The organism is uncultured Marivirga sp. (assembly GCF_963974845.1).
GTDB lineage: Bacteria > Bacteroidota > Bacteroidia > Cytophagales > Cyclobacteriaceae > Marivirga > Marivirga harenae.
Map to the genome: position 1 here is coordinate 219,846 of NZ_CAXBEQ010000006.1, position 12,198 is coordinate 232,043.

At 36.9% G+C, this 12,198-nt stretch carries 12 protein-coding genes; 7 read left to right on the plus strand and 5 right to left on the minus strand.

Annotated features, from left to right (window positions below; translation table 11 throughout):
* Position 1 precedes the first annotated feature (1 nt).
* Together AAC601_RS14615 and AAC601_RS14620 are read right to left on the minus strand one after the other, a co-directional pair.
* Positions 2-1,222, minus strand: coding sequence for a hypothetical protein (locus tag AAC601_RS14615; RefSeq protein WP_303271586.1), 1,221 nt, complete (start codon positions 1,220-1,222; stop codon positions 2-4).
* A 61-nt stretch (positions 1,223-1,283) separates the two neighbouring features.
* On the minus strand, positions 1,284-2,000 hold the full coding sequence (locus tag AAC601_RS14620) for a type III pantothenate kinase (protein WP_303271587.1): 717 nt from the start codon (positions 1,998-2,000) through the stop codon (positions 1,284-1,286).
* Between the two features lie 36 nt (positions 2,001-2,036).
* Between AAC601_RS14620 and AAC601_RS14625 the strand changes: the two genes are divergently transcribed.
* From AAC601_RS14625 to AAC601_RS14635, 3 genes are all read left to right on the plus strand, one after another.
* Positions 2,037-3,119 (plus strand): anhydro-N-acetylmuramic acid kinase, encoded by a 1,083-nt coding sequence (locus AAC601_RS14625; protein WP_303271588.1) that lies wholly within the window; start codon positions 2,037-2,039, stop codon positions 3,117-3,119.
* An 85-nt stretch (positions 3,120-3,204) separates the two neighbouring features.
* Positions 3,205-4,431, plus strand: coding sequence for a Glu/Leu/Phe/Val dehydrogenase dimerization domain-containing protein (locus AAC601_RS14630; RefSeq protein WP_303271589.1), 1,227 nt, complete (start codon positions 3,205-3,207; stop codon positions 4,429-4,431).
* A 76-nt stretch (positions 4,432-4,507) separates the two neighbouring features.
* Positions 4,508-5,998 carry a sodium:proton antiporter gene (locus AAC601_RS14635; RefSeq protein ID WP_340153659.1) on the plus strand — a complete coding sequence of 497 codons (1,491 nt, stop codon included), beginning with the start codon at positions 4,508-4,510 and terminating at the stop codon, positions 5,996-5,998.
* 57 nt (positions 5,999-6,055) lie between these two features.
* Here the strand turns inward: AAC601_RS14635 and hemE are convergent, their stop codons facing one another.
* Entirely contained in the window at positions 6,056-7,087 is a 1,032-nt protein-coding gene (gene hemE / locus AAC601_RS14640; protein ID WP_303271591.1) for a uroporphyrinogen decarboxylase, read from the minus strand.
* A 98-nt stretch (positions 7,088-7,185) separates the two neighbouring features.
* Here hemE and sdaAA point away from each other — a divergent pair, with 98 nt between their 5' ends.
* Positions 7,186-8,094: an L-serine ammonia-lyase, iron-sulfur-dependent, subunit alpha gene (gene sdaAA, locus AAC601_RS14645; protein ID WP_303271592.1), complete on the plus strand. Its 909-nt coding sequence runs from the start codon at positions 7,186-7,188 to the stop codon at positions 8,092-8,094.
* Between the two features lie 5 nt (positions 8,095-8,099).
* On the opposite strand, the gene AAC601_RS14650 is transcribed toward sdaAA, so the two are convergent.
* Both AAC601_RS14650 and upp read right to left on the minus strand, forming a co-directional pair.
* Positions 8,100-9,056, minus strand: a complete 957-nt coding sequence (locus AAC601_RS14650; protein WP_303271593.1) for a calcium/sodium antiporter — start codon at positions 9,054-9,056, stop codon at positions 8,100-8,102.
* A gap of 3 nt (positions 9,057-9,059) precedes the next feature.
* Positions 9,060-9,710, minus strand: coding sequence for a uracil phosphoribosyltransferase (gene upp, locus AAC601_RS14655; RefSeq protein WP_340153660.1), 651 nt, complete (start codon positions 9,708-9,710; stop codon positions 9,060-9,062).
* Positions 9,711-9,843: 133 nt separating this feature from the next.
* On the opposite strand from upp, the gene AAC601_RS14660 reads away from it, so the two are divergent.
* The 3 genes from AAC601_RS14660 (at position 9,844) to AAC601_RS14670 (ending at position 12,147) form a co-directional block, all read left to right on the plus strand.
* Positions 9,844-10,764: a M20/M25/M40 family metallo-hydrolase gene (locus AAC601_RS14660; RefSeq protein ID WP_340153661.1), complete on the plus strand. Its 921-nt coding sequence runs from the start codon at positions 9,844-9,846 to the stop codon at positions 10,762-10,764.
* Position 10,765: 1 nt separating this feature from the next.
* Entirely contained in the window at positions 10,766-11,293 is a 528-nt protein-coding gene (gene hpt, locus AAC601_RS14665) for a hypoxanthine phosphoribosyltransferase (RefSeq protein ID WP_303271596.1), read from the plus strand.
* 275 nt (positions 11,294-11,568) lie between these two features.
* A complete protein-coding gene (locus AAC601_RS14670; protein WP_303271597.1) occupies positions 11,569-12,147 on the plus strand; it encodes an adenylate kinase in 579 nt (192 codons plus the stop codon).
* Positions 12,148-12,198 lie beyond the last annotated feature (51 nt).

Genomic DNA, 12,198 nt, shown 5'->3' on the forward strand with positions numbered 1-12,198 from the left:
TTTAATCAAACTGTCTTCGTAAAAACCATCTATCGTTAAAAGTAAAACTCAAATTAAAATTTAAATAATTTTCTTGTACCAAATTATTTAAAAGTGTTCCCCTTTGGCCTACTTCAAACGCTAAATTTACGTTTGATATGTTACTTATAGGTAGGGTAGAACCAAAAGTTATGCCAAATGAATTTATTGAGTTGTTATTTATAACCAATGGGCCATTGGAAATGTTAAGTCCTGCTCGGTAAGTAATTCTCTCATAGTACTTTGTGCCAGATTGAGCATCTGGAGTGAATTCCCCTCCAAAATTTAGTTTCATAAGCTCTCCAAAATTATTGTCTGAAACGCCAAAGCTGCTATATTCTGACCAGTCTTGATATGATACATCCGCTAGAATTGCCCATGCATTTAGTTTCAAATAGCTTAATCCAACGCTTATTTTTTGTGGGACTACTGTGGTACCTTCTCTATCTGCCTCTAAAAATGCATTATCTGTATTTTCAGCCCTTAAAGGCGTTTCAGCAAGGCTAAGGAGCTGTAAGAACGAATTTCTGTTTGTTGCTAAATTAGCTTGTACATCATAGGTAGCGCCAAGAGATAAGTAATTATTACCTAGCTTTTTCCTGAAGTTAGTGCCTAGCACAAAGGAAAAATCAGAAAAGTTGTCAGTGTACTCTGCTGAAACTAAATAAGGGATATTTATGGTATCACCTTCATTGATAATATTTTCGTAAATTGTTCTGTCGGTAATATTGCCAAAATTGTAATTAGCTTCTGCCCCAATCGCTATGTTTTCGGTTATATTCCAACCATTTGCTAAGCTAAATTGAGAAATTGCCCCCTCTCCTTCGAATCTAGAAATTGCAGCTTGAGGGTCGCTTATTTGGTCTGAACTTGACCGTTCGATATTATAATTTTTTGAAGATAGTGGCCTCAAAGAAACAGAAAGAGCATATTTTCCTGGTACTATGGGAAATGCTATTGTCGCATATTTTAATCCGCCATTGACTTGAATAAATCTACTGGTTTCATCATTAATATTGTTTTGAGATATGCTAAGCCCAGCTTCAAATGACGTAAAGCGTTGTCCGCCCAATAAGGCTGGGTTCAATACTGGAATAAACCAGGGACTTTGATAAGCAATACCTGCATTACCCATTCCATTATTGGAAACATAAGCTTTTTCTGACATCATGCCGATCCCATATGCGGAGTATGGTGAAGACATCTCCTGAGAATATGATGATGAAATAAAAATTATGGAAAAAATACTGGCAACTAAGCCGGTCTTAAATTGACACATTATATCTTAAAATTGCATTTAAACCCATTAAAACTAATTCAGGGATTGCAAAGATGGAAGCTTTTATTTTAGATTCAAAGAATTTTGCATCTCCTCCCGTAATTATTGTCGTGAGCGGTGAATATTTGCTTTTAACTTCTTGAATGTAAGCGTCTATCTCTGCCTGAATTCCGAATGCAACTCCACTTTGCATAGCACCTATAGTGTTGTCAGCTATGTAAGCAGCAATTGGTTCAGGGTCTATCAACGGCAAACGGGCTGTAAAATTATGCATACTTTTAAATCTCATATGCAAACCAGGCGAAATAGCACCACCATGATAAATATTTCCGTTTTCAAGTACCTCGTAAGTAATGCAAGTACCAAGGTCAATGGTCAAGCTGCTGTCGTTCGGGTGCAGGCTTTGGGCTCCAGCAACTGCAGCTAAACGGTCTAGCCCAATAGTTTCAGATTTATAGTGGTTTTCAAATGGTAGTGGAGTTTTCGTATTTAAGAAGATCGGATTATTAAGATTCTTCAATTCTTTCAAAACATTTTGATAGGAAATATTTACGCTGGAAATAATTGCAGAATCAATTTGATAAGAATCTAAAGAATTATTTAGCTCATACAAAGATTCAAAAGTTTCGGTAGATTCTAAGTGGTCTTCCTTAAAAAGACCTATTTTCGTTTTAGTATTGCCTATATCTATGGCTAAGTTCATATTGCCCTTATTAAAAACCTAAAAGTAAATAAATTTATGGAAAAGCTCGTCTATACTGCAATCGGTCTAATGTCTGGGACTTCTCTAGATGGCTTGGATATTGCACTCTGCCATTTTGAAAAGTCACCAAATAATCACTGGAAATGGGAGATATTGGAGGCTGAAACGAAAAGCTATCCCGACAGAATCAAAACAAATTTAAAGGATGCGATTAGGTTGAGCAGTCTAGATTTACATTTACTAGATGTTGAATTGGGAAAATGGATGGGAAAGGCTGTTGCACAATTTATTGAGCAGCATGATGTGAGTATTGATTTTATTGCATCACATGGACACACTGTTTTTCATTTACCCGAAAAGCAAATGACCTTACAGATAGGAAATCCACATTTTATTCACGCGAATACTCATCTCCCTGTAATTTCTGATTTTAGGAGCTTAGATTTGGCTAAAGGTGGCCAAGGGGCTCCGCTAGTTCCTATTGGGGATGAGTTATTATTTAGTCAATATGATATTTGCGTTAATTTAGGAGGTATTGCTAATTTGTCATTTAAAGATGAAATGAATAAAAGAGTTGCCTATGATGTATGCGTGTGCAATATCTTACTCAATACATTAGCAAATTATAAAGATGTGGAATATGATGACAAAGGATTGATGGCTAAATCAGGAGATTTAATCCCGCAGCTTTTAAATGAATGGGACAATTTTTCATTTTTGAAAAGGGACTTTCCTAAAAGTCTTGGGATCGAGTCAATTGAACCTGAAATTCTTGATAAAATTAATTTTTCTCAATTCAAAGTTGAAGATATGCTGTCCACCGCAGTAGAACATATTGCCACTCATATAAGTAATGCTTTAATTACAGCTAAAAATAGAGGATTGGTTTTGTTAACAGGTGGAGGAGCTTTTAATGACTTCTTGATTGAAACAGTAGAAAGTAAATTGCATCAAGATTTAAAGCTTGAGGTAGCAGATCAGAAATTGGTGAATTATAAAGAAGCATTGATTTTTGCATTTTTAGGAGTTTTAAATGTGAGAAACGAATTTAATACATTGTCTTCAGTAACCGGTGCTCATTCCGACAGTGTATCTGGTCAAAAGCTTGGCAATATTTGAAATATATTTTTGTAGTTTTGGCGTTTTGGAAACTTCGATGAATGGATTCATCAAAATTTTTTGTAAAACGACTAACGCTTGGAATATGAAAGAACTCTTAGAGAAATTTGAGAATAAACGACCTGAAGTAGTATTTGAATGGAATGATCCTGAAACGGAAGCAGAAGGATGGGTAGTTATCAATTCACTGAGAGGTGGTGCTGCAGGAGGTGGAACCCGCATGAGACCAGGACTTGATAAAAGAGAGGTAGAATCTTTAGCCAAAACAATGGAGGTGAAATTTACCGTTTCAGGTCCCGAAATTGGCGGTGCAAAATCTGGAATTAATTTTGACCCCAATGACCCAAGAAAAAAGGGCGTATTGGAAAGATGGTATAAAGCGGTATTTCCATTATTGAAAAATTATTACGGAACAGGAGGAGATCTAAATGTGGACGAAATCCACGAGGTTATTCCTATCACTGAAGAATATGGCCTCTGGCATCCGCAAGAAGGAGTGGTAAATGGACACTATAATGCTACTGAGCCTGAAAAAATAAAAAAATTGGGACAGCTGAGACAGGGCGTCATTAAAGTAATTGAAGCACCCAACTACAGCCCAGATATAAGGAGGAAATATACTGTAGCAGATATGGTTACAGGTTTTGGAGTTTCAAAATCAGTGGAGCACTACTACCATATTTGGGGCGGTAAATTACATAAGAAGCGAGCCATTATCCAGGGATGGGGAAATGTTGGTGCATCAGCAGCCTTCTTCTTGGCACAAGCAGGAGTTAATGTAGTAGGAATAATTGATAGGAATGGAGGGTTAATCAATGAAAATGGATTTTCGTTGGAAGAGATTACACATTTATTCTTGACCAGAAAAGGGAATGAATTGACTGCTGATAACCTAATTCCTTTTGAAGAAATTAACAAAAAGATATGGTCATTAGAGGCAGAGATATTTATACCAGCCGCGGCATCGAGACTTATTACCAAAGATCATGTGGAGGAAATGATTGCCTCGAAATTAGAGGTCATTTCCGCTGGTGCTAACGTCCCTTTTGCCGATAAAGAAATATTTTTTGGGCCGATAGCGGATTTTACTGATAATAAAGTGGCTGTAATTCCTGATTTTATAGCTAATTGTGGCATGGCCAGAGTTTTTGCTTATTTGATGACAACAGATGCCGAAATTACTGATGAAGCTATTTTCGAGGATACTTCAAGAACAATTGAAAGGGCGCTCCGTAAAACATTTGAGGCAAGCAATTCAAATGTGAATATTTCAAAGACTTCTTTTGAAATCGCATTAAGTCAATTAATTTAACATTTAATTAATCAATTCCCCATAAGTATATTAGAAGGAAACTTCCTAAATTGGGGATTCTTGAAAAATCATTTGCATGAGAACATCGATATTTTCTATTTCAGCAATAATTTTGACCTTTTTATTTTCTGTATTCTACACTCCCAAGGTATTTTCCGAGGAAGGAAGAGTAAATACTGAAATTGTAGATGAAGGCAATCAAGACGAGCATGCTAATGAAGTAGAAAATGAAGAAGAAGGACATCATTCTGCGCCTGCGTGGACTGTGATTCCTTTCGTCCTGCTATTATTAATGATAGCAACAGGGCCGTTATTTTATGAGCATTTTTGGCATAAAAACTATCCGAAAATTGCAGTTATTTTAGCAGTTCTGGTGGTGAGTTACTATTTATTTGTAATCCATAATGTACACAGTCCTGTACATGCAGGCTTTGAATACATACAATTTATATCACTTTTAGCTTCTCTCTATATTGCTTCTGGTGGGATTGTAATTAAGGTCAATAAGAAATCAACCCCGATTGTTAATATTGTGATGTTGCTTATCGGAGCCGCAGTTTCCAATTTGATCGGAACTACAGGAGCTTCTATGTTATTAATCAGGCCTTTTATTCGTTTAAATAAGAACAGAATAAAAGCTTATCATATTATATTTTTCATTTTCATGGTCAGTAATATTGGAGGGTCCTTAACCCCAATCGGTGACCCACCACTTTTCTTAGGGTTCTTAAAAGGGGTTCCTTTTTTCTGGACTTTGGAGCACAACTGGCCCGCATGGATCTTTGCCTTGATTATTTTGTCAGTGGTCTTTTATTTTCTTGATAAAAGAAATAAGTCTGGTGCCGAAGAAGATGAAAAAGAGGTTTTTGATAATAAAATTACCATTAATGGGAAAAGAAACTTTCTCTGGTTGACGGTGATCATAATATCTGTTTTTATTGATCCAAACGTATTCTCTTGGGTGCCAGGAATTACCTACGATGGGCAAGAATTTTCCTACATAAGAGAAGTTATCATGCTAAGTGTGACTTATCTGTCTTATAAATTTGCTAAAGAGAAAGTGCATGAGCTTAATGAATTTAGTTTCGAACCCATCAGGGAAGTAGCTTTTATTTTCATAGGAATTTTTGGTACAATGATGCCAGCCTTAGATTTAGTGGGAGATTTTGCTAAATCAGAAACTGGAGCTGCACTAATTACTCACAATACGCTTTATTGGGGAACTGGTCTTTTATCTGGTTTCTTAGATAATGCACCTACATATTTAAATTTCTTGGCAGCTGCCATGGCATCACAGGGTGGAAGTATTTCTGTCTTATCGGAAGTAACGCAATTTGCTAACGGAGGAGTGTATTATGATTCGGTGGCAGACCTGACGGCCATTTCCATTGCAGCTGTATTTTTTGGTGCGATGACCTATATTGGCAATGGACCTAATTTCATGGTGAAATCAATTGCTGAGCAAGTTGGTATTAAGATGCCTTCCTTCTTCGGGTATATTATAAGATACTCTATACCATTTTTACTTCCACTATTACTATTGGTGTGGTTTTTATTCATCAGGTAAAGAAAAGGGCAGGTTTAAATCCTGCCCTTTTCTCTGTCATAAAAATACAACTAGGATTTATTTTTGGCTATATTCCTTTACAGTTTCAATAAACCATTTTACATGATCAGGATTGATGTCTGGGTAAACCCCATGACCTAGATTGGCAATATGCCGCCCACTACCAAATTCTTCCAACATCTTTTTGGTATGTTGCTGAATTGTGGTTTTATCACCATAAAGGACGCACGGGTCTAGATTACCTTGCAGCGTTTTATTTTCACCAACAATACTTCTCACTTCTTTTGGGTTCATGGTCCAGTCCAAACCTATTGTATGGTAATCAAGCGAACTTAAATCTGCAAAGGCGGCATGTGCATCCTTTGCAAAAACCGTTTTAGGTACGTCCTGAATGGCGTCAGCAATTTTCTTTAGATATGGAATAGAGAATTGCTTGTATTGTTCATGCGACAAGATACCAGCCCAACTGTCAAACACCTGTACTAAATCAGCCCCAGCTGAGATTTGCGCTTTTAAATAAGCAATGGTACTGTCTGTGATTTTTTGTAACAGTTGGTGTGATAATTCTGGATCGGTATAAAGCATTGCTTTTGCTTTTGAGAAAGTTTTACTGCCTGAGCCTTCCACCATATAAGCGAAAATAGTCCAAGGAGCACCTGCGAAACCAATTAAAGGTACCCGGCCATTTAATTCCTTTTTAGTGATTTCTATTGCCTTAGTAACATAGGAAAGACTTTCTTCCACATTAGCCACCTTTAATTTTTCAACATCTGCTTTAGATTGAATAGTTTCAGGGAATTTTGGTCCTTTTTTTTCAATCATTTCATAAGGTAATCCCATAGCTTCAGGAATAACCAGGATGTCAGAGAAAATAATGGCAGCATCTACATCCAAAATATCTACCGGTTGAATGGTCACTTCAGCAGCTAATTCAGGAGTTTGAGCCAACTCAATAAAACCACTAACACTCGCTCTCACCTTTCTATATTCAGGTAATATTCTACCCGCCTGTCTCATCAACCAAACAGGAGTTCTTTCTACTTTTTCACCTTTCGCTGCTCTCAACAGCAGATCATTTTTAAATTCCATGCTGCAAATATACATTCATATTATGCTTCTGAATTATAATAATGCTAAACTTTTCTGTTTCTTTGCCGATTAATGCATTAGGCTAAATATATACTGCTATGTCAATACTTTTTAGTGATTTTAAGGAATGGAAAGAATACTGTGAGAAAAAGAATGTTAAGCTTTTTGAGCCAGTATTGGAATACGAAAAAGATCAAAAGGATAAAGATGCTGATTTTGTCTGGGAAAATTTGCAGAAAGCCTACGATGTTATGCGAGATGCGGTTAAGACTGGCCTTGAAGAGGATATGCAGTCACGCTCTGGAATGATAAATAATGGAGCAAAGAAAGTTTACCAAAATCCGTTAACTGTATTAGATCCAAATTTCCAGAAACTAATTGCACGGGCGCTAGCAGCAAAAGAAGTAAATTCCTGTATGGGGAGAGTTGTGGCTGCCCCAACTGCTGGAGCAAGTGGTATTTTGCCTGGCACTATGTTTACCTTGCAAGAAATTCATGGATTGGAAGACAGAAAGATTCTAGAAGGGTTGTTGGTTGGTGCCGGAATAGCTTTAATCATCGAACAGAAGGCATCCTTAGCTGGTGCTGTTGGTGGATGTCAGGCAGAAACAGGAAGTGCTGCAGCAATGGCATCAGGAGCTATTGTTTATTGTTTAGGTGGTGATACTGATCAGGTTTTTAACGCAGTTGCTATAACCATTCAATGTATGTTAGGCTTGGTATGTGACCCGGTTGCAGGTTTAGTTGAGGTTCCATGCGTGGTAAGAAATGCCAGTGCTGCTGCGATAGCTAATTCTTCCGCGCAAATTGCTTTGTCAAATGTAAGTGGCGTTATTCCCGTAGATGAGTGCGTGGACGCTTTGGGAGAAGTAGGACAGAGCATGGAAACTAAATATAAAGAGACAGCGATGGGAGGTTTAGCCATGACATTGACCGGGCAAAACATTTCTAAAAAAGTTTTGATTCAGGATATTGAAATGCTTCCGGATGAAGATGAAAATGATTGACAGCCTTAGGTGATTACATTAATTGTATAGTAAACATATATTCCCAATAGAATTAGGCCTTCATAGCGATCGACTATTTTATTGAGCGCCATAAACGGGAGTATCAGTAAGGTGATGCCCATCATCCATATCATATCGGAATTAATTATGACGTCACTTACTTCAATTTCAGCTATTAAACTAGTGATACCTAAAATTGACAGGATATTGAAGATGTTGGAGCCCATTAAGTTACCTAGGGCCATATCGGTTTCCTTTTTAAAAGCTGCTACTACTGAAGTAACCAATTCTGGTAAACTAGTACCCAATGCCACTACCGTTATCCCCACTATTCGCTCACTAATCCCCATGTAAATCGCTAAATCCTTGGCGCTGTTAACAAACCAATCAGAACCGAAATAAAGTCCTGCTCCTCCAATAAGGATCAAGGATACATCTTTAAGCATGTTTTTTGTTGAGCCAGCAGTAGGCGCTTCAACTTCAATTCCTAAATCTTCCGGACTGATGTGTTTTTTCCTTGACCTACGAATAATAAAGATAACATACAAGGCTAGAAGCAAAATGAATCCTAGACCCTCGTGGTCATTAACAAATCCTTCCTGAACTAGGAAGTAAAGTAGTATTGTGCAGCCCATCGTCATAGGCCAATCAATTTTGATTGAATCAGAATTAACGGGAATAGGTGCTATAAGAGCGGTTACTCCTAGTACTAATGCAAGATTGCAGATGTTTGAGCCTATCACATTGCCCATGGTGATATCAGGGCTCCCAGCTAGTGCTGCTTGAATACTAATTAATAATTCGGGTGAAGATGTTCCAAATGCCACAATAGTTACACCAACAACCAAGGGGGACATTTTGAGCCTCAAAGCAATTCTTGAGGCCCCGCGGACTAATAATTCTCCACCGAGAATTAAAACAGCTAAGCCGACAAAAAGCAATATGGTATTTGACAATGGCATTTACTATTGTGTATGTTTTTGACCAAAACTTAAATCTCCCGCATCTCCTAAACCCGGTAAAATATAGGCTTTTTCATTGAGTTCTCGATCTAATGAGCCTAAATAAATATCATATTCACCTCTAATATTTTCACTGATGAATTTCACTCCTTCTGGCGTTCCAATGGCGGCCGCGATAATAATTCTTTCTGGTCTTGCTAATTTTGTAATGTGCTCTATCGCTGTAATTAGAGATTTTCCTGTAGCAAGCATCGGGTCGGCTAATATTAAAGTCCTGTCATTTAATGGAGGTAGGGCCTCATATCCCATTTCAATTGTGAAATTGTTGCTGTCAGAGTGTTTTCTATATGCTCCTATGAATCCGGAGTCAGAGTGGTCAAAAATATTGAGGAAGCCCTGATGAAAAGGTAATCCTGCTCTCAATACGCTCACTATTACTGGGAAATCGTGCATGAGAGCCACTTGGGTTTCCTCTAAGGGGGTTTGTATTGGCTTTTGCTGAAAGTATAAGGATTTTGATATTTCATATGCTAACAATTCAGCCAGTCTTTCAAGGTTTCTTCTGAATCTATAGCGGTCTTTCTGAATATCGACTTCTCTCAACTCAGCTAAAAAATGGTTCGCAATGCTATTTTCTTTGTCTAAAATGTACATTTGTGCAATTAGGTTGACAATAATTTAAGCAAAAACTAAATATAATTTTATTTTTTAAGAAAAAAATTAAAAAATGGAAATATCCCTTATACTTATTTCTTTTCTGCTCTTAAAAGATTTTAACTTTGCGTGAATGACAGATTATAGACTACTTCAGCAATTGTGTAGTATTCACGCTCCGTCTGGAGAAGAATACATGATAAAGAACTTTTTACTTCAATATATCAAGAAAAACCAAACTGATTGGAAGGTAAAACCGAAAATCTATCAGGGGGAAGATTTCCAAGATTGTTTAGTCTTGGTTTTTGGAGAACCTAGAGCTGCGGTTTTTGCACATATGGATTCTGTTGGTTTTTCTGTAAGGTATGAAAATCAATTAGTTCCTATTGGAGGCCCGGAGGCCAAAAATGGATATAAACTGAAAGGTGAGGATTCACTCGGACCTATTGCGTGTGAAATAGAGATCAATAAAGAAAACCAAACTTTTTACAAATTTGGAAGAGGGATTGATAGAGGGGCAAGTTTGACTTTTGAATGCGATTTTAGAGAAACTGAAGATTATGTTCAATCTTGTTATTTAGATAATAGATTGGGCATTTTCAACTGTCTGAAATTGGCAGAGACTTTAGAAAATGGTATGATCGTATTTTCTGCGTATGAAGAACATGGTGGAGGAACAGTACCTTTTTTAGCCAAGTTTATGGTGGAAAAATATGGTGTTCACCAAGCGCTGATCTCGGACATCACATGGGTAACTGAAGGTGTTAAACACGGAGAAGGAGTTGCTATTTCGATGCGAGATCGCAATGTGCCAAGGCAATCCTTTGTTCAAATGATCATCAACATGGCTGAAAATTCAGATATTCCTTTTCAACTAGAAGTAGAAGCAAGTGGAGGGAGTGATGGCCGCGAGCTCCAAGAATCTCCGTATCCAATCGATTGGTGTTTCGTAGGGGCGCCAGAGGATAATGTGCATTCTCCAGATGAAAAAGTCCACAAAAATGACATTCAGTCAATGTTGTCTATGTATCAATTTCTAATGAGTGAATTATAACATGCTTAAAATTTTAGATAAGGAATTCGTGCCATACATATCTGCTGAGGATATCCAAAGCAGGATTAAAGAAATGGGTGCTAAAATTAGTACAAGTTATAAGGGCACAAAGCCACTATTGATTAGCGTTTTAAATGGCTCCTTTATTTTTACAGCTGATTTGATTAGAACTATTGACACTCCAATTGAAGTCACTTTTATTCGCGTGGCTTCCTACGAGGCATTGAAAACGACAGGAAAAGTCAGGGAAATATTGGGATTGACCGAAAACGTTTTTGGTAGAGATATATTGATTTTGGAAGACATTGTTGATACTGGTACAACCTTGCAGCATCTTTCAGAAGCTTTTCAAGACCTGGGTACGAAATCTATAAAGGTAGCTACTTTATTACATAAACCTGATGCTCAGGAAAAAGCATCAAAGCCCGATTTTGTAGGTTTTGAAATTCCCAATAAATTCGTCATTGGTTTTGGCTTGGATTATGAAGGAATGGGTCGAGAGTTAAAAGAAATTTATCAGTTGGCATAAGACTTAAAATGAATGAATTTTACCAAAACCAATGTTCAATATTCGAGAATCAAATTTCTAATGTAGAAATAAAAATATCAGTGGCCTCTTTCTGAGAATTTGAGTGAGATCAAAGACAAATTTGGCAATTTTAATCATAAATCTTTTATATTTGATTTTCTATAATGTGAAAACTAATACTTTTTTTCACAGAAAATTATGATTTAGTACTGAATATAAAGAAGTTACAGTTTTACTAAGATAAAGGCCTAATAGGCTCTATTTAAAATACAATCATGTTAAATATTATATTGTTTGGCCCTCCCGGAGCAGGGAAAGGTACACAAAGTGAAAAAATTATCGATAAATACAAATTAACCCATATTGCAACAGGAGATTTATTTCGTAAGCATTTGGGAGAAGGAACCGATTTAGGAAAACTAGCCCAGAAATATATGGATGAAGGCAATTTGGTTCCTGATGAAGTGGTGATCGGTATGGTGGATGAAAAAATTAAAGATACTCAAGCGAGTAGTAGTGGGTATATCTTTGATGGCTTCCCAAGGACAGTTCCACAAGCAAAGGCATTAGATACTTTGTTAGAAGAAAAAGGCGAGAAGATTGCCGGAATGATTGCTTTAGATGTTCCCGAAGAAGAATTGAAGAAGAGAATTAAGGAAAGAGGTAAAACTTCAGGGAGAGCGGATGATCAGGAAGAAGCTAAAATTGAAAACCGTATAAAAGTTTATAAAGATGAGACTTTACCTGTTGCCAATTATTATGATGGTGAAGGAAAGTATGCGAAAATCCATGGGGTAGGGACTATAGATGAGATTTTTAATAAAATATCAAGTGAAATTGACCGATTAAAATAATTTAAATTTCATTTTTAAGGGAGCCGGCTAATTCATAATTGGTCGGCTTTT